14 protein-coding genes are annotated in these 16,293 nt (G+C 73.4%); 8 read left to right on the plus strand and 6 right to left on the minus strand.

What is annotated here, in order from left to right; genetic code table 11:
• Nucleotides 1-218: 218 nt before the first annotated feature.
• The 3 genes from AC07AW_RS23720 to AC07AW_RS23730 form a co-directional block, all read right to left on the minus strand.
• Nucleotides 219-2,525, minus strand: a complete 2,307-nt coding sequence (locus AC07AW_RS23720) for a TOMM precursor leader peptide-binding protein (RefSeq protein ID WP_478817451.1) — start codon at nucleotides 2,523-2,525, stop codon at nucleotides 219-221.
• Nucleotides 2,526-2,553: 28 nt separating this feature from the next.
• Nucleotides 2,554-2,727, minus strand: coding sequence for a hypothetical protein (locus AC07AW_RS23725; protein ID WP_478817452.1), 174 nt, complete (start codon nucleotides 2,725-2,727; stop codon nucleotides 2,554-2,556).
• Between the two features lie 142 nt (nucleotides 2,728-2,869).
• Nucleotides 2,870-4,021, minus strand: coding sequence for a glycosyltransferase (locus AC07AW_RS23730; protein ID WP_478817453.1), 1,152 nt, complete (start codon nucleotides 4,019-4,021; stop codon nucleotides 2,870-2,872).
• 335 nt (nucleotides 4,022-4,356) lie between these two features.
• On the opposite strand from AC07AW_RS23730, the gene AC07AW_RS23735 reads away from it, so the two are divergent.
• From AC07AW_RS23735 to soxR, 6 genes are all read left to right on the plus strand, one after another.
• The gene (locus AC07AW_RS23735; RefSeq protein WP_478817454.1) at nucleotides 4,357-6,042 is read left to right on the plus strand and encodes an MDR family MFS transporter; all 1,686 of its coding nucleotides are present in this window, start codon (nucleotides 4,357-4,359) and stop codon (nucleotides 6,040-6,042) included.
• A 365-nt stretch (nucleotides 6,043-6,407) separates the two neighbouring features.
• Nucleotides 6,408-7,469, plus strand: a complete 1,062-nt coding sequence (locus AC07AW_RS23740) for a glucose-1-phosphate thymidylyltransferase (RefSeq protein ID WP_478817455.1) — start codon at nucleotides 6,408-6,410, stop codon at nucleotides 7,467-7,469.
• Nucleotides 7,466-8,431, plus strand: a complete 966-nt coding sequence (gene rfbB / locus AC07AW_RS23745) for a dTDP-glucose 4,6-dehydratase (RefSeq protein WP_478817456.1) — start codon at nucleotides 7,466-7,468, stop codon at nucleotides 8,429-8,431. The genes AC07AW_RS23740 and rfbB overlap by 4 nt, the downstream gene beginning before the upstream one ends.
• Nucleotides 8,432-8,543: 112 nt before the next feature.
• Nucleotides 8,544-9,152, plus strand: a complete 609-nt coding sequence (locus AC07AW_RS23750; protein ID WP_478817457.1) for a hypothetical protein — start codon at nucleotides 8,544-8,546, stop codon at nucleotides 9,150-9,152.
• Between the two features lie 147 nt (nucleotides 9,153-9,299).
• Nucleotides 9,300-9,923: a DsbA family oxidoreductase gene (locus AC07AW_RS23755; RefSeq protein ID WP_478817458.1), complete on the plus strand. Its 624-nt coding sequence runs from the start codon at nucleotides 9,300-9,302 to the stop codon at nucleotides 9,921-9,923.
• Between the two features lies 1 nt (nucleotide 9,924).
• Nucleotides 9,925-10,482, plus strand: coding sequence for a redox-sensitive transcriptional activator SoxR (gene soxR, locus AC07AW_RS23760; RefSeq protein ID WP_478817459.1), 558 nt, complete (start codon nucleotides 9,925-9,927; stop codon nucleotides 10,480-10,482).
• 217 nt (nucleotides 10,483-10,699) lie between these two features.
• On the opposite strand, the gene AC07AW_RS23765 is transcribed toward soxR, so the two are convergent.
• Nucleotides 10,700-11,857: an acyl-CoA dehydrogenase family protein gene (locus AC07AW_RS23765; protein WP_478817460.1), complete on the minus strand. Its 1,158-nt coding sequence runs from the start codon at nucleotides 11,855-11,857 to the stop codon at nucleotides 10,700-10,702.
• 220 nt (nucleotides 11,858-12,077) lie between these two features.
• On the opposite strand from AC07AW_RS23765, the gene AC07AW_RS23770 reads away from it, so the two are divergent.
• Together AC07AW_RS23770 and rfbH are read left to right on the plus strand one after the other, a co-directional pair.
• A complete protein-coding gene (locus tag AC07AW_RS23770; RefSeq protein WP_478817461.1) occupies nucleotides 12,078-13,031 on the plus strand; it encodes an NAD-dependent epimerase/dehydratase family protein in 954 nt (317 codons plus the stop codon).
• Between the two features lie 94 nt (nucleotides 13,032-13,125).
• Entirely contained in the window at nucleotides 13,126-14,430 is a 1,305-nt protein-coding gene (rfbH, locus tag AC07AW_RS23775) for a lipopolysaccharide biosynthesis protein RfbH (RefSeq protein WP_478817462.1), read from the plus strand.
• Between the two features lie 60 nt (nucleotides 14,431-14,490).
• On the opposite strand, the gene AC07AW_RS23780 is transcribed toward rfbH, so the two are convergent.
• Both AC07AW_RS23780 and AC07AW_RS23785 read right to left on the minus strand, forming a co-directional pair.
• Complete coding sequence (locus tag AC07AW_RS23780) at nucleotides 14,491-15,678, minus strand: DUF6365 family protein (protein ID WP_478817463.1); 1,188 nt, start codon at nucleotides 15,676-15,678, stop codon at nucleotides 14,491-14,493.
• Entirely contained in the window at nucleotides 15,675-16,292 is a 618-nt protein-coding gene (locus AC07AW_RS23785) for a dTDP-4-dehydrorhamnose 3,5-epimerase family protein (RefSeq protein ID WP_478817464.1), read from the minus strand. The genes AC07AW_RS23780 and AC07AW_RS23785 overlap by 4 nt, the downstream gene beginning before the upstream one ends.
• Between the last annotated feature and the right edge of the window lies 1 nt (nucleotide 16,293).

Raw genomic sequence — 16,293 nt, forward strand, 5'->3', positions numbered from 1 at the left:
CTGATGGTCACGCGCGTTCATCGGAGGTGACGACCTCTCTGTGGGGGTAGAGACGTACCGGAAGGTACCGCGATGCCGATCATGGAAATATCGGACCGCGCTGTCCGGGTCTCCATCGGCTCCGACCTCGGTGAACAGTCCCCGAACAGCGGCCGATTCCCCACCCTCGGAAGGGCGGTGGCCGAGAGGGGCGGTCGGGACGGCCGCCGTCGCCGGCGTCAGACGAACAGCGGCAGGGGGTTGAGGAGTTCGTACGGGGTGGGGGCGGCGAGCCGGCCCAGGGCGACCGGCACGTCGAAGAGACGGCCCGGCGCGAAACGTGGCCAGAACTGGCGCATGCCGGGAACGATGACCTTCATCACAGGGAGCCCGATGTCCGGGCGGGTCTGGTCCAGGACCAGGACGTCCAGACCCCGTTCGGCGGCGAGCGCGGTGAGTGCCGCCACGTCGTCGGCGAGGTCCGCGCGAGGGATGTACGGATGGGTCGCGGGGCCGCTCGGGGCGAGCCGCGGGTCGGGCAGCAGATGGGGCTGGCGGACGACGGTCTCGGTGCGCCACCAGGACAGGGCCTGGGGGTCGTCCACGGTGTAGCCCGATCCGTCCGGGCGCGCGTCGACGACCGCGGGCAGCATCTGCCCCATCTCGGTGAGCGCGCGGCGTACCGCGATACGCGGGTCGAGATGGGCGCCGAAGCCGAAGAGGACGTCCTCGGCGGGGCCGTCGGTGCGCCGGGACAGGGCGGCCACCACCGGGATGCCGAAGTCCGAGGTCAGGTCCAGGGCCCAGACCTCGCGGCCGAGCGAGCGGTAGCCCGCGCGCAACGGCTCGATCCAGGTGTCGCCGGCGGCGACGAAGGCGTCGAGGTCGCAGGCGGGGGCGAGGGTGCGGTTGTACCACCACAGGGCGACCGCATCGCGCTCCACGAGCTCCAGGAAGCCCTGCACGAAGGCGTCCTCACGACTGGAACCGGCGGCGTTGCCGTTGGAGTCCCCGCGCAGCGGGGCCGCGGGATCGCTGTCGAAGTACAGGAGGGAGGTGGGCAGCAGCCGCCGGGTGCCGGAGGTCAGGGACCACACGGGCGTCCAGTCGAGCGGCGCGTCCTCGTCGAAGGGACGGCCGACGTACTGGAAGGGCGAGCCGGCTGCGTTCCAGGCGTCCCGCTCGCGCAACTGCCGGGGGTCGTACAGCCGGACCGCGTCCGGGTGGACCGCGGCGGGGCCGAGCGCGCGGAAGCTGTCGCGGACCACGGGTTCGTCGCCGTGCCGCGAACCGCTGTAGCGCTCGACGGCCTCGCACAGCGCGCTGACCGTCGCCTCCTCGGGCGTGAGGCCCTTGCCGCCGCTGAGCGCGCGCAGCCCGGCGCTGTGCCCGTCCAGAGTCGACGCCCGCATGGCCAGGTTGTGCCCGGAGAGGAAGCTGTGGGTGAAGGCGGGGCTGCGCGGGTCCCGCCGCACCTCGCGTACGACGCCGGTCACGCGGCCCACCAGATGGCCGTACCGCTCCAGCATCTGAGCGGGGGACAGGGCGCGGTGGCCGTTGCCGCCGTCCGCCGCCTTGGGGCGGGGCCGCGGCACGAAGGGCTCGCGCACTCGGGTGGCCACGAGCCCGGGGTCGCCGCAGGCCGGGCACTGGGGGCGGCGGGTCACCGGATGCAGCTCAGCGGCGAGGGTGAGGGCGTCGAAGGTGTGGACGGCGTCGCGGGTGGGTCCTGCCACGCCGGCCAGCCACTTGGCGGTCTCCAGGACGGCGGTGTGCAGGCCCGCCGCACGGCTCGCGGCGATCGAGGCGTCGGGGCGGGAGACCGGGTCCGTACTGCCGAGGGCGCGGTGCAGGGGTGCCTCGCCGCCGCGCTGGAGGCGCAGCCGTTCGGCGAGGCAGTGCCAGCAGGGGCCGTCGCCGGGGCGCAGGACCGGGCCGGTCCACGCCTCGGGGCCGCCTGGTCTGGCGAGGATCCAGGGGCGGCCGGCCGCGCGCTGCCGCGCGTCGATGCCGGCGAGCCGGGGGTCCAGGTAGTCGGCGCAGAGCACCAGGGTGACCTCGGCGTCCTCCGCTTCCGCGGTGGGCGGCGCGAGGGTGAGCCCGGAGGCGGCGCAGGCGTCCCGTGCCTCCTCGGGGGAGACCGGGCCGTCGAGGACGACGAGCCGCACGGCCGCGGCCGCGGACGGGGCCGTCGCTCCGGCCAGGTCCCAGAAGGCCTCGTCCGAGGCGCCGGGGGAGGTGGCTGCCGGTGTTCCCGGGTTCCGGAGCGGTTCCGTGTGGGCGCGCAGGAGGTGCGCCGACCAGAGTTCGGCGAGCGCGCCGCGCAGCTCCCGCGGGCCGGCGCCGGGGGCGTCGGTGGCGGCGGCCTCCCGCAGCACCTGGTCCGGCGTGCGGGTCCCGTCGAGCAAGGGGGCCAGTGCCTCGGCCGGGGCGCCGCGCACGGCGCGGACGCCTCGCGCGGAGACGAGGTAGACGGCCTCGCCCGGCACGACGAGGCTGCGCAGATGGCTGCGCCAGCCGATCCGCGGTCCGCCGTCGTCGGCCACCGGTCCCCCTTGCTCGTGTGCCGAGGCGTCAGGCCGCGACGGCCTCGGTCGGCTCGGGGGCCATGATGCACCAGGTGAACAGCGCCGCCGCATCGGCGGGGACCGCGTCCAGGTCCTCGATCGACAGCATGGCCGGGGACTCCTCGTGGGCCGGGGTGAGGACGGCGGCCCAGGCGGGGTTCTCGGCAAGGACGTGGTTCATGGGGGGTTCCTTCCAGGAGCCTGCGGTGTCTTCCAAGAGGACGTACGAGCTGAAGACGCGGTGACGCAGCGCCCTCGCTGGATTCTGCGAACACCTCACGACCGCCGACCAGTGTTCCCGTCATGAATCGGATGTGAGGGATTCACGTCCTCGCGCGCGCGTGGACCATGTCGGCGATGGCGACCGTGACGTCGTGGGGCGTGGGCAGGCCCGCGATCTCCCTGCTCAGCTCCTCGGTCCTCGCCTTGTACGAGGGGTCTTCGAGCAGCTCCCGGCACATCTTGGCGACGTTCTCCGGGGAGTCGTCCTGCCCCGCCGTCAGCATGATCGCGGCGCCGTACTCCGCGAGCCGGGCCGACATCCCGACCTGCTTCGGCATCGCCGGGATCAGCAGCTGCGGGACGCCGCACACGATCGCGTGCAGCATCGTGTTGCCGCCGGCCCGGTGCACGAGCAGGTCGCAGGTGCGCAGCACGACGTCGAGCGGCAGCCAGCCCGCCCGTACGTTCTCCGGCAGGTCGCCCAGGGCGTCCGCGATCTCCTGCGGCGCCGCGATCAGCAGCTCCACGTCGAGCCCGGCGACCTTCTCCACCAGGGCGGACAGGGCGTCGGCCTCGTAGTCGGCGGTCACGCGGCTGCCGGCCGAGACCAGGACGCGCGGCCGGTCGCCCGTCCTGGAGTACATCCAGGGTTCCAGCGCCCGCTGGGTGTTGAAGGGCACGTACCCCATGAACTGCGCGGGACCCGCGTCCGGGCGGCGGGCGCCGGGCGGGCAGATCTCCACGTACATGTCCGGGTCGGGGATCGCGGACAGGCCCATCTCCTCCAGCTCCGGCGCCAGTTCGGCGGCGGCGGACAGGTCGATGATGGACGGCTCGCCCATGTTGAGCGCGTGCCGCACCCAGGGCAGTCCGAAACGGTGGGCGACGAGCGGGGCGGCGTACGAGAGGGCTCCGGCGACCAGGACGTCCGGCTGCCAGCGCTCGACCAGCGGGACGAGCCCCTCCATGCTGCCCAGGGCGAGGCGGGCCATGCCCCGGCCGTTGAACAGGTTCCGCTCGTGCGGGTCCTTGGGGATCTCGAGCGGATTGCCGTGCCGGTCGCGCTGCATGAAGTCGAACATGGTGCGCGAGGTGATCGGGGCGCCGGGCAGACCCGTCGCGGCGACCAGCGGCATCACGTTCTCCGTGGCCCCGACGATCACCTCGTGACCGGCGTTGCGCGCCGCGAGCGCCAGCGGGGTGATGGGGAAGACGGCCCCCGCGCTTCCTCCGGACACAAAAAGGAATCTCATGGCGGCGGACGCTAGGGAGCGGGGGTCGAGCACCCCTGGAGCGCCGCTGGAAGCGGTGCGATGCGGTGCGGTGTGGTGCGGGCCGGGCGGTGTGGGCCGGTGCCGGGGGCGGGGTGCGGTGTGGTGCGGGCCGGTGCCGGGGGCGTGGTGCGGGCCGGTGCCGGGCGGTGCGGTGCGCGGTGGTGCGGGAGCGCGAGGGGGGCTGTAGTCGCGCCCTAGCAGGGCGCCGCACGATGCCCCTTGACCTCCAGCGCGCTAGAGGTTTCATCCTGGTCCGGACGCAGCGGCCCGACCCCTCCCGACGCCCCTTCCGATATCCGAAGGAAGAACTTCCGATGACAGACACAGCGAAGCCGGGTTCCCCCGCGCCCGATTCCGGTGCCGACGCGGCCGGGGCGGTGGACAGGCGCAGAATCCGGCTGATCATGACGGGTCTGCTGCTCGGCCTGTTCATGGCCGCGCTCGACCAGACGATCATCTCCGCGGCGCTGCGTACCATCGCCGACGACCTGGGCGGCCTCTCCGAGCAGGCCTGGGCGAACACCTCGTACATGATCACCTCGGTGATCACGACGGCGCTCTACGGCAAGCTCTCGGACATCTACGGCCGCCGGCCCGTCTACATCACCGCGGTCGGCATCTTCGTCCTCGGCTCCGTGCTCAGCGGCCTCGCCCAGTCCATGACGATGCTCGCCGTGTTCCGCGGCGTCCAGGGCGTCGGCGCGGGCGGTCTGATGAGCCTCGCCTTCGCGATCCTCACCGATCTGGTGCCGCTGACCGAACGCAGCCGCTACCAGGCGTGGTTCGGCGCGGTCTTCGGTGTCTCGGCCGTCATCGGCCCCGTCGCGGGCGGTTTCTTCGCCGGGCTCGACTCCTTCCTCGGCGCGACCGGCTGGCGCTGGGCCTTCTTCATCAACGTGCCGATCGGCGTCGCCGCCGCGGTCCTCATCGGCACGCTGGTGCGCGTCCAGCCGAACCGCGCCCAGCACAAGTTCGACATCGCGGGCCTGCTCGCGCTGATCGCCTGCCTGCTGCCGCTGCTCTTCGCGGTCGAACAGGGCCCGAAGTGGGGCTGGACGGACACCGGAACGATTCTGTTGTTCGTCCTGGGGGCGATCGGCCTGGTCCTCTTCCTGCTGGCGCAGAAGCGGGCGGCCGACGCGGCCCTGCTGCCCACGCCGATGTTCCGCAACCCGCTCTTCTCCGTCTACAACGGTGTCAACGTCCTCGTCGGCGCCGCCGTGTTCGGCGCGCTGTCCGTCCTTCCGCTGTACTTCCAGATGGTCAAGGGCCTGTCCCCCACCCAGGCCGGACTGATGATGCTGCCGCAGACGCTGGGCATCGTCGTGGCGGGCCGGATCGCCGGTCCGTACGTCACCAAGTCGGGCCGCTACAAGGTGGTCCTGCTCAGCGGACTCGTCCTGATGGTCGTCGCGACCTTCCTGTTCGGGACGCTCAGCGTGGACACCTCGCTGTGGCTGACGGGCGTCGCCGCCGGCCTGATGGGCTTCGGCATCGGCCTGGCCTGGCAGGTCATGCTCATCGCGATCCAGACGGGTGTCGCGCCGCAGTACATGGGCGCCGGCATGGGCTCGTTCACCTTCTTCCGGCAGATCGGCGGCACCGCGGGCATCGCCGTCTTCCTGTCGATGTTCTTCGGCGCGGTCGGCGAGAAGGTGGCCGCGGCCTACCGCGACGCCGCCTCCGACCCCGCCTTCACGGCGGCCGTGAACGACCCCTCCGTGACCGGGCAGGCCGCCAACAAGGTGCTGCTCGGCGCCCGGGACGGCGCCGTGCCGCTGGACGACAGCTCCTTCCTCGACCACGCCGACCCGCGGCTCGCCAAGCCGTTCCTGGAGGGCATGGCCGAGGCGATGCAGACCGTCTTCGTCGTCAGCGGGGTCATGCTGCTGATCGCCCTGGTCCTCGCCGCCGTGCCGAAGGAGAAGCGCCGTGAGCCCGCCGCCGGTGCGCCGGGCGGTGCCAAGGAGGAGGGCAAGCAGCCCGCCGGCAAGAGCTGACCGACCGCCGCGCCGGGACACCCGGGGTCACGACCCCGGGGCCCCGGCCGCGCACCCGCGTGCCGCCCGCCCCACCGGCGGGCGAGCACGCCCCCGTACGGACACGTGCCATTCCCCCGTCGCACGTGTCCACGAAGGGGGCCGGCCCGCGCCGGCCCCCTTCTCCGCGTTCACGGACGCGCCCCCGGCGGCGGGCACATGCCGGGCATACGCCGGGCACGCGCCGGGCACACGGCCGGGCGTACGAGCTCGTACGGGTAGGAATCGCGCCGGGTCCAGCTGGATTGGACCGGCTCTCTAGGTCGGCTTCGCAGAATCGTTCCCGTAACCAAGGCAAGGGCCGAAGGCGGGAGTGAAGGGTTGCCATGAAGGCACTGATTCTGTCCGGAGGGATGGGGACCAGACTGCGTCCCTTCACCTATTCCATGCCCAAACAGCTGGTGCCCGTCGCCAACAAGCCGATCCTGGTGCACTGTCTGGAGAACGTCCGCGCCATCGGTGTCGAGGACGTCGCCGTCGTCGTCGGTGACCGCGCCGAGGACGTCCGCGCCGTCGTCGGAGACGGCTCCGCCTACGGACTGAACGTCACCTACCTCCAGCAGGAGGCTCCCCTCGGCCTGGCGCACGCCGTCGCCATCGCCGAGGAGTTCCTCGGGGAGGACGACTTCGTGATGTACCTGGGCGACAACATCCTCGCCGACGGCATCGCCGAGTCCGCCCGCGACTTCCGGGCCGAGCGCCCCGCCGCCCGGCTGCTGCTCACCAAGGTGGACGACCCGCGCGCCTACGGCGTCGCCGAGATCGACGCCGAGGGCCGGGTCCGCGCGCTGGTGGAGAAGCCGCGGCAGCCGCGCAGCGACCTCGCCGTGATCGGCGTGTACTTCTTCACCGCCGCCGTGCACGAGGCGGTCCGCGCCATCGAGCCCAGCGCCCGCGGCGAGCTGGAGATCACCGACGCCATCCAGTACCTCGTGGAACGCGGTGACCGCGTCGTCGCCGGCGAGTACACCGGCTACTGGAAGGACACCGGCAGCCCCGACGACCTGCTCGACTGCAACCGGGTACTGCTCCGCGGACTCGACCCCGGCGTACGGGGCGAGGTCGACGCGGCCAGCACCCTCGAAGGGGCCGTGGTCGTCGAGGCCGGAGCCCGCGTGGAGCGCTCACACCTCGTCGGACCGCTGGTGGTGGGCGCGGGCAGCGTCGTGCGCGACAGCGAGCTCGGCCCGTACACCGCCCTCGGCCGCGACTGCGTCCTGGAGGACGCCGGCATCCGCGACTCGATCGTCCTCGACGGCGTGACCATCCAGGGCGTGCGCGGCCTGTCCGGCTCCCTCATCGGCCGCTCGGCCGACGTGCGCGGCGGCGAGGCCGCCGGACGCCGGCTCATCATCGGCGACCACACCCGGGCGGAGGTCGCGGCATGAGGCTCCTGGTCACCGGCGCCGCCGGATTCATCGGCTCGCACTACGTCCGCCAGATCCTCGCGGGCGCCTACCCCGAGACCGAGGACGTCCACGTCACGGTCGTCGACCGGCTCACCTACGCGGGCCGCCGCGACAACCTGCCCGAGGACCACGACCGGCTCGACTTCGTCCACGGCGACATCTGCGACCGGGGCCTCCTCGACCGCGTCGTCCCCGGCCACGACGCGATCGTGCACTTCGCGGCCGAGTCCCACGTCGACCGCTCCCTCACCGGCCCCGGCGAGTTCGTCCGTACGAACGTCATGGGCACCCAGCAGCTGCTCGACGCCGCCCTGCACGCCGGGGTGGACCGGGTCCTGCACGTCTCCACCGACGAGGTGTACGGCTCGGTGGACAGCGGCACCTGGACCGAGGAGAGCCCGCTGCTGCCCAACTCGCCCTACGCCGCGTCCAAGGCGTCCAGCGACCTGATCGCCCGGGCCTACCACCGGACGCACGGACTCGACGTCCGCGTCACCCGCTGCTCCAACAACTACGGACCCCGTCAGCACCCCGAGAAGCTCATCCCCCTCTTCGTCACCCGGCTGCTGACCGGCCGGACGGTCCCGCTGTACGGCGACGGCCGCAACGTGCGCGAATGGCTGCACGTGGACGACCACTGCCGGGCCCTGCAGCTCGTGCTCACCAAGGGCCGGGCCGGCGAGATCTACAACATCGGCGGCGGCAGCGGCATGAGCAACCGCGAGATGACCGCCCGCCTGCTCGACCTCCTGGGCGCGGACTGGGACATGGTGCGCCATGTCGAGGACCGCCTCGGACACGACTTCCGCTACGCGATCGACGACTCCAAGATCCGCGAGGAGCTGGGCTACGCGCCCCGCTGGTCGATCGAGAGCGGACTGGGGGCGGTCGTGGACTGGTACCGCGACCACCCCGACTTCTGGCGCGCCCACACCTCCTGACCACGGGACGCCGTGTGCCGTCGGTCGGCACCGTCGCGCCTTCCTCACCACCCACTCAGCCGCCGGCACCCGGCCGGCGGCACGCTGTCGACGAGAACGGAAACCCATCACCATGTCCGCACTGCGCAGCCGTGCCCGCACCGCCGCGATCGCCGTCCCGCTGGCCCTGGCCGGTGTCGCGGCCACCACGTCCGGCGCCCAGGCCGCTCCGGTGAAGACCTACTTCGACTGCCGGGTCGGCACCGTGACCGGCCTCGCCTACTCCACCTACGTGGACGCCGTCGCCCCCGCGACCGTCCGGCCCGGGGCGACCTTCGACGTCACCCTCGACCCGGCCCCGATCACCCCGAACCCGGCCTACAACAAGGAGGTCAAGAACGTCGCCCTGCAGTTCAAGCTGCCGGCCGGCGCGACGGTCGTCTCCTACCAGGTCGCCGACGGCGGCGCCGCGGGCACCCCGGAGCTGCAGATAGACGGCACCAAGGCCGTGCTGCGCGCCGCGGGCCCGTACGTCTCCAACACCCCCTTCGACCTGCCGAAGATCACCATCAAGCTGAAGGCCCCCTACAGCCGGACCACCCTGGAGACCCGCTTCGGCGGCACCTCCCACGACGACCCGGGCTTCAGCTGGACCTTCATCTCCCCGAACTGGGCCGGCGAGGCCCAGCTCGCCTGCTGGCCCGACCAGCCGATCGCGCTGACCACGACGGTCGTCAAGTAGCGGCTACGCGGGTGCGCCGCGCCGGCCGGTCCCCGAGCGGGGCCGGCCGGCGCGTTTTCCGTGCGGCCGACCTCGAGTGCGCTTGACCTCCAGCGCACTCGAGGTTGCAGCCTGAGACGTACAACCGGAAGTGGGGAGAGACCGTCCGTGAAGATCGAGATCTGGTCCGACATCATGTGTCCGTGGTGCTACATCGGCAAGGCGCGCCTCGACAAGGCGATCGAACGCCTGGAGGACCGCGAGGCCGAGGTGGTGTGGCGGAGCTTCGAACTCCGTCCCGACCAGCCCCGTACGCCCGGTGCTACGCTCGGCGAGATGATGCGGGAGAAGCTCGGACTCCAACCCGGGGAAACGGTCGAGCTGTTCGAGAAGATCCGGGTCCTGGGCGAGGCCGAGGGGCTGGACATCCGCCTCACCGGCGTCCGCCCCGTGAACTCCTTCGACGCGCAGCGCCTGGTGCACCTGGCCGCCGAGGACGGTCTCGCGCACAAGATGAAGGGCGAGCTGTTCCGCACCTACCTGACGGAACAGCTGAACGTGGCGGACCACGAGGTCCTGCTCCGCACCGCGACGGCCGCCGGGCTCGACGCCGACCGCGTGACGGCGGTCCTGGCGACGGACGCCTACGGCGAGGACGTACGCGAGGACGAGCGGGCCGCCGCCCGCCTCGGGGTCACCGGCGTCCCGACCGTCTTCGTCGACGGCGTACGGGTCACCACCGGCGTCCCCTCCGTGGACCAGCTGCACCGGGCCCTGGTGGAGGCCGGCTGACATGACCGTCGCCCGGCCCGCGTACCACGTCACCGAGCTCACCGTCGGACAGCTGTCGGCGCGCAGCGGCGTCGCGGTCACGGCCCTGCACTTCTACGAGTCCAAGGGCCTGATCAAGAGCCGCCGCACGCCCGGCAACCAGCGCCGCTACACCCGGGACACGCTGCGGCGCATCTCGGTGATCCGGGTCGCCCAGCGCATGGGAATCCCCCTGAGCACGGTCGCCGAAGCACTGGCCGAGCTGCCCGAGGAGCGCACGCCCAACCGGGACGACTGGGCACGGCTCTCGCAGCGCTGGCGCGCGGATCTCAACGCGCGCATCGAGCAGCTGCTCGCGCTGCGCGACGGCCTGGAGGACTGCATCGGCTGCGGCTGTCTCTCGGTACGGGACTGTCCGCTGACGAACCCGTTCGACGAGCTCGGCGAGGAGGGTCCCGGGCCGCGCAGGCTCCTGCGCGAGCCGACGGGGGCCGCGACCCGGGGCGGCCGGCACCGCGCCCCCACGGAGGACCCGTGCGGCGGCACGAGCCCGAGCTGCCAGGACGACACGCAGGACTGAGGGGTACGGGGCCGGGCGCGGGTGCCTGCGACGGTGGGCGCCGGAGCCGTACGGGGCCGGGCGCCGGGGCTTGTGACGGTGGGCGCGGCAGGGGTACGGGGCCGGGCATCGGGGCCCGTGACCGTGGGCGCGCCGGGCCCGTGATGGGGTGGGCGCGCCGGGGCCCGTGACCGTGGGCGCGCCGGGCCCGTGACGGGGTGGGCGCGCCGGGCCTCGGTCAGTTCGCGGGGTGCGGCGGGTGGAGCTCGCGGGCGTACGACTCGGCCGCGGCCTGGAAGGCCAGGACCACGTGGCCGGATGCGGTGTGGGCGTCCCGCCAGTGGCGCTGCAGCGGGGCCGAGTCCTGGTGGGCGCGGGTTCCCGCCGAGGCGAACAGGCGGTCCACGGCGGACGTGGCGAGCTCCGCGGCGAGCGCGCAGTCCCGGCCCGCGCGGGCCGTGTCGGAGGCGGTGACCTGTCCGGTGTCGGCCGTACGGGCCGCCGCCTCCAGGAGCAGCGCCGCCGCGTCCGCCTCGCCCGCCGCGCGGCTGAGGACGACCGCCGCCGCACTCTCCAGACCGCCCGAGGCCGAGGTGTGGCGGGGTGCCGTGCCCTCCCGCCAGGCCGCCAGGGCGGCACGCGCGGCGCCCAGCACGGGGGCGGCGAAGCACAGCCCGTTGACGGCCTTCAGGGGCACACGGTGGCAGGGCGCCTCCTCGCCCTCGGCGATGCCGGTGGCGAGGGAGTCACGGGTGAAGGTCAGCTCGTCCGGCACGAACACCCCCTCCACCGAAAGCGTGTTGCTGCCGGTGCCGCGCATCCCGACCGACGACCAGGTGTCCTCGGTGCGCCAGTCGCCGCGCGGCACGGCGAAGAACCGGGCGGTCGGCCGGTCCTCGGTCGTCATCGCGCACACCAGCGCCCAGTCCGCGTAGTCCACCGCGCTGACGTACGGCCAGGTGCCGTCGATCCGCCAGCCGCCCTCCTCGCGCCGGGCCCGGCCCAGCGGCATGAGCGCGCCCACGATCAGCACGTCCGGACCCCCCGCCCAGACACGCCGCTGTCCCTCCTCGGGGAGGTACGCGGCCATCCGGCCGAGGGAGGCGGTCAGCGAAGCCGCCCAGGCGGCCGAGGTGCAGCCCTCGCCGACCAGGGCCACCGCCCGCACGATCTCCTCGAAGGTCCCGGCCTCGCCGCCGTGCCGGCGCGGTACGAAGTGGCGCGCGAAGCCGGCGTCCAGCAGGGACCGCACCACCTCCGGGGCGAGCCGGCGATCGCGCTCGGCGGCCCGCGCGTGCTCCGCGGCGGTCTTCGCGACATCGGCGGCCGCGGCCACCACGGCGGCGGATTCGATGCGGGACGACACCTGCCGTGCCGTCAACTCCTGAGTCGGCATCCTGGTCTGCTCCTTGTGAGTGCCTGCGGCCGGGGCCGGTCGCCCGGTCCCGTACTCCTCGCGCCAGCCTCACGTGGGCCGCTCGAGCGGGACTACAGGCCGCCCTGGAAGGCTCCGGCCCCGGTAGCAGCCCCTGAACCCTGGAAGGCTCCGGCCCCGGCAACAGCCCTGAACCCAGGAAAGCTCCGCCCCCGGCAGCAGCCCCGAAGGAGGCCCTGACATGGCAGCCCGTTCCGTCCCCGCGCCGTGTGTGCTCGTCCTCGGCGGCAGCGGATTCGCCGGGGGGCACGTGTGCGCCGCGTTCCTGGCCCGCGGCTGGGAGGTGCACGCCTGGTCCCGGCGCGCCCGGGCGCCCAGAGGTGTCACGGCGCGCGCGGTCGACCTGGTGCGGTCCGGGCCCGGACGGCTCGCGGACGAGCTGGCCGCGCTGGCGCCGCAGGTGGTGGTGAACGCCTCCGGCGCGGTGTGGGGCGCCAGCGAGGCCGAGATGGCGGAGGCCAACGAGCACGCGGTGCTCCGGTTCATGACGGCCGTGACCGCCCTCGCGACCCGAGCGCCCCGGTTCGTCCAGCTCGGCAGCGTGCACGAGCACGCGGCGGCGACCGTCTACGGCCGTACGAAGGCGGCGGCCACCGCGTGCGTGACGGCGGCGGGCGGCACGGTGCTGCGGCTGCCGAACCTGCTGGGCCCGGGCACCCCGGAGGGCAGTTTCCTGGGCGGGGTCGGCGCGCGGCTCGCCCGGGCGGCGCGCACCGGCGAAGCCGTGACCGTGACGACCCTCGCGCGGCGTGAGCGCCGCGAGTTCCTCGACGTGCGGGACGCCGCCGGCGCCGTGCTCGCCGCCGTGGCGCCGCCGGCCGCCGCGCGGGTGCGCGGCCGGTCCCTCGATCTGGGAACGGGCCGCCCGGTCGACGTACGGGACCTCCTCGACCTGCTCATCCGGCTCAGCGGGGTGCCCGCGCACGTCGAGGAGCGCCTCCCGGAGCCGGGGCACGCGCCGCCCGGCGGCCTGTCCGGGGTGGAGCAGGGCCCGTCCCACGAGATCGCGGAGGCGCTCCTCGGCTGGCGGGCGGTGCGCGACCCGGAGGAGTCGCTGCGGGGCCTGTGGGAGGCGGCGTCCGGGCTTCCAGCGGGGCTCGAGCCGGGGACCAGCGGTGGGCTAGCGACCGGCTAGTCGGCGGCTAGGGGACGGCCTCAGGGTGACGGGGTCCGCGGTGGCACGTCCGCGCCGCACTCCCTGTCAGCCCAGCGAAAGGCCAGTGGATCCGATGGACGCGGAGAAGACGCACATCCTGGCGAAGGTGCGCGAGTACCACCGGGCGACGGAGGAGCGGGAGTTCGTACCCGGTGTGACGCCGGTGCAGCCGGCGGGCGCGACACTCGACGCGAACGACCGGGTGGCGCTCGTCGAGGCGGCGCTCGACCTGCGGATCGCGGCCGGGCCCAGCAGCCGGCGCTTCGAGCGCGACTTCGCCCGCTACTTCGGGCTGCGCAAGGCGCACATGACCAACTCCGGTTCCTCGGCCAACCTCCTCGCCCTGACCTCGCTGACCTCCCACACCCTGGGCGAGCGCAGGCTCCGCCCCGGCGACGAGGTGATCACCGTGGCGGCCGGGTTCCCGACGACGGTCAACCCGATCATCCAGAACGGCCTGGTCCCCGTCTTCGTCGACGTCGAGCTCGGCACGTACAACACGACCGCGGAGCGGGTCCTCGCCGCGGTCGGCCCCCGGACCAAGGCGATCATGATCGCGCACGCGCTGGGCAACCCGTTCCCGGTGGCGGACATCGCCGCGATCGCCGCGGAGCACGGTCTGTACCTCGTGGAGGACAACTGCGACGCGGTCGGCTCGTACCACCACGGAAGGCTGACCGGCACCTTCGGCGACCTGACGACGACCAGCTTCTACCCGGCGCACCACATCACCACGGGCGAGGGCGGCTGCGTCCTCACCCGGAATCTGGCGCTGGCGCGGATCGTGGAGCAGCTGCGGGACTGGGGCCGGGACTGCTGGTGTGAGCCGGGCCAGGACAACACCTGCTTCAAACGCTTCGACTACCAGCTGGGCACGCTGCCGCACGGCTACGACCACAAGTACATCTTCACGCACCTCGGCTACAACCTGAAGGCCACCGACATCCAGGCGGCGCTCGGCGTCAGCCAGCTGACCAGGCTCGACTCCTTCGGCAAGGCCCGCCGGGCCAACTGGCAGCGCATGTACGAGGGTCTCGCGGACGTTCCCGGGCTGCTGCTGCCCCGGGCGACGGAGCACAGCGACCCCAGCTGGTTCGGTTTCGTGCTCACCGTGCGGCCCGACGCCCCCTTCACCCGGCGCGATCTGGAGGGGTTCCTGGGCTCCCGCGCCATCGGCACGCGGCGGCTTTTCGGCGGCAACCTGACACGGCACCCCGCCTATCAGGGCCGTGAGTTCCGGGTGGTGGGCGAGCTGACCAACTCCGATGTCATCACGGAGCACACCCTGTGGGTGGGTGTCCATCCGAGTCTGACGGACGCGATGATCGACCATGTGACCAGCAGCATCCGGGAGTTCGCCGCCGCCGCTGCTCGGTGACCCGCGGATCCGGGTCCCGGCGTGCGTCGGCGGTGCTTCGGCGTGCGTCGCCGTCCGGGCTCAGCCCAGGCGGCGCACCGCCTCCGCGAAGATCTCCGGTACGGCGGGCAGCGCGTCGAGCGTGGCCAGGTAGCGGGCGCGTCCCTCCGCAAGGCGCGCGCGCTCCCCGGGGTCGTTCAGGACGGCGTCGACGGCCGCCACCGTCCCGTCGGTGTCCAGGAGTTCGGCCTGCCGGAAGGTCCCGGTCAGCGGGTTGTCCGCGAGCAGCGGCCGGACGACGGAGTTCCAGCGCAGCGGCCACATGCTGTACGGGGCGAGGGCGTCCGGCCCCTCGGTGTGCGGGCCGCTGTGGCCGACGTACACCGCGGGCAGGTCCGAGAAGACCGAGCGGACCAGTGCCGAGGCGGGCGCGTGCAGCGAGAGGACGGCGTCCGAGGCGTCCAGGAGGGCCTGGTAGCGGTCGGGCGGGCAGGACGGCACCCGGTGGGTGCGCTCGGCCGGCAGCCCTTCGAGACCCTCCAGGTCGGGTCCGACGACCAGGAAGCGCGTGGTGGCCGACAGCCGGCGCAGTGCCGCCGCGACGCGCTCGGGTACCCGTCGGGCGAGGCCGCGCGTCACCGGGTCGTCGACCGACTGGGCGTGGCGCTGCCAGCCCGAGACGGACAGGGAGAGCAGCCGGTCCTCGTCACGCAGTCCGAGGGAGGACCGCACGGCGCGGCGCGCCTCGGTGCCGGGGCGGGGCAGCGGGCGCATGAACGGGTAGACCAGGGCGCGGCTGCCGGGGCCCGGGTCGGGGCGGGCCCAGGGCGCGGGCCGCAGCGCGACCGGCATCCCGAGGATCCGCCGGTCCACGTCGAGGCCGAGCCCGAAGTGGTCGATGCGGAAGTCGGTGTTCTCCCACTCGTACAGGTCGAGCGGGATCACCGGGACGCCGAGCCGCTCCACGAACCAGGGGTCGGTGCGGTAGACGCGGTGCATCATCAGCCAGTACGAGAGGTAGTCGCTGAGCACGATCACGTCGGGCCGCTCGGCCCGTACGGCGTCCTCGACGACCGCGCGGACACCCTCGCCCATCGAGGCGTCGATGACGGTGCCGGGCACGCCGGCGGCCTCGAGCTGCGGTGCGTTGTGGGTGTCCACCACGAAGTGGGCGGTGATGCCGGCGGGTGCCAGGAGCCGGGCCAGGCCCAGACCGGTGGTGACCTCGCCGTGGGTGCCGACGACCGGCGCGAGAAACAGCAGCTTCATGGTGTCCCGTTCTTTCGGTGGGCCCCGGAGGGCACGGTGCCGGTGCCGGGCCAGTGCGGGAGGACGCCCCGCTCCAGGGCGGTGCGCAGCGACGGTGCCCGGGCGTCCTTCTCGGACAGCAGCGGTGGTTCCTCGTGGCCCCAGGGAAGCGCCAGTTCGGGGTCGAGCGGGTCGATCTCGAACTGGGTGCCCGGGACGTGCGCGGTGGACAGGGCGTAGGAGATGCAGGTGTCGTCGGTGAGGGCGAGGAAGCCGTGGCCGAGACCTTCGGTGACGTGCACGGCCACCCCGTTCTCGGGGGTGAGCAGGGTGCTCGCGCTCTGCCCGAAGGTCGGCGAGCCGACCCGCAGGTCCACCACCATGTCGCGCAGCGCGCCGCGGACGCAGGTGACGTACTTCGCCTGGCCGGGCGGGATGAGGACGCCGTGGATGCCGCGCAGGGTGTTCCGGCGCGAGGTCGAGTAGTTGATCTGCCGCACCTCGAAGGGGCGCCCGACGGCCTCGCTCACCAGGTCGGTGCGGAGCGACTCGAAGAACGTGCCGCGCGGGTCGGGCCACTGGCGCGGGGTGATCACGTAGGAGCCCGGGACCTGCGGGATCTCTCGGATGTCCATG

This window comes from Streptomyces sp. NPDC044003 (assembly GCF_056435185.1).

What these genes read in the sequence shown, in the direction of transcription:
- AC07AW_RS23785 (WP_478817464.1), bottom strand. Translation starts at nt 16,292, where the DNA reads ATGGACATCCGAGAGATCCCGCAGGTCCCGGGCTCCTACGTGATCACC.
- rfbH (WP_478817462.1), top strand. Translation starts at nt 13,126, where the DNA reads ATGGACGCGGAGAAGACGCACATCCTGGCGAAGGTGCGCGAGTACCAC.
- AC07AW_RS23770 (WP_478817461.1), top strand. Translation starts at nt 12,078, where the DNA reads ATGGCAGCCCGTTCCGTCCCCGCGCCGTGTGTGCTCGTCCTCGGCGGC.
- soxR (WP_478817459.1), top strand. Translation starts at nt 9,925, where the DNA reads ATGACCGTCGCCCGGCCCGCGTACCACGTCACCGAGCTCACCGTCGGA.
- AC07AW_RS23730 (WP_478817453.1), bottom strand. Translation starts at nt 4,021, where the DNA reads ATGAGATTCCTTTTTGTGTCCGGAGGAAGCGCGGGGGCCGTCTTCCCC.
- rfbB (WP_478817456.1), top strand. Translation starts at nt 7,466, where the DNA reads ATGAGGCTCCTGGTCACCGGCGCCGCCGGATTCATCGGCTCGCACTAC.
- AC07AW_RS23740 (WP_478817455.1), top strand. Translation starts at nt 6,408, where the DNA reads ATGAAGGCACTGATTCTGTCCGGAGGGATGGGGACCAGACTGCGTCCC.
- AC07AW_RS23765 (WP_478817460.1), bottom strand. Translation starts at nt 11,857, where the DNA reads ATGCCGACTCAGGAGTTGACGGCACGGCAGGTGTCGTCCCGCATCGAA.
- AC07AW_RS23735 (WP_478817454.1), top strand. Translation starts at nt 4,357, where the DNA reads ATGACAGACACAGCGAAGCCGGGTTCCCCCGCGCCCGATTCCGGTGCC.
- AC07AW_RS23780 (WP_478817463.1), bottom strand. Translation starts at nt 15,678, where the DNA reads ATGAAGCTGCTGTTTCTCGCGCCGGTCGTCGGCACCCACGGCGAGGTC.
- AC07AW_RS23725 (WP_478817452.1), bottom strand. Translation starts at nt 2,727, where the DNA reads ATGAACCACGTCCTTGCCGAGAACCCCGCCTGGGCCGCCGTCCTCACC.
- AC07AW_RS23750 (WP_478817457.1), top strand. Translation starts at nt 8,544, where the DNA reads ATGTCCGCACTGCGCAGCCGTGCCCGCACCGCCGCGATCGCCGTCCCG.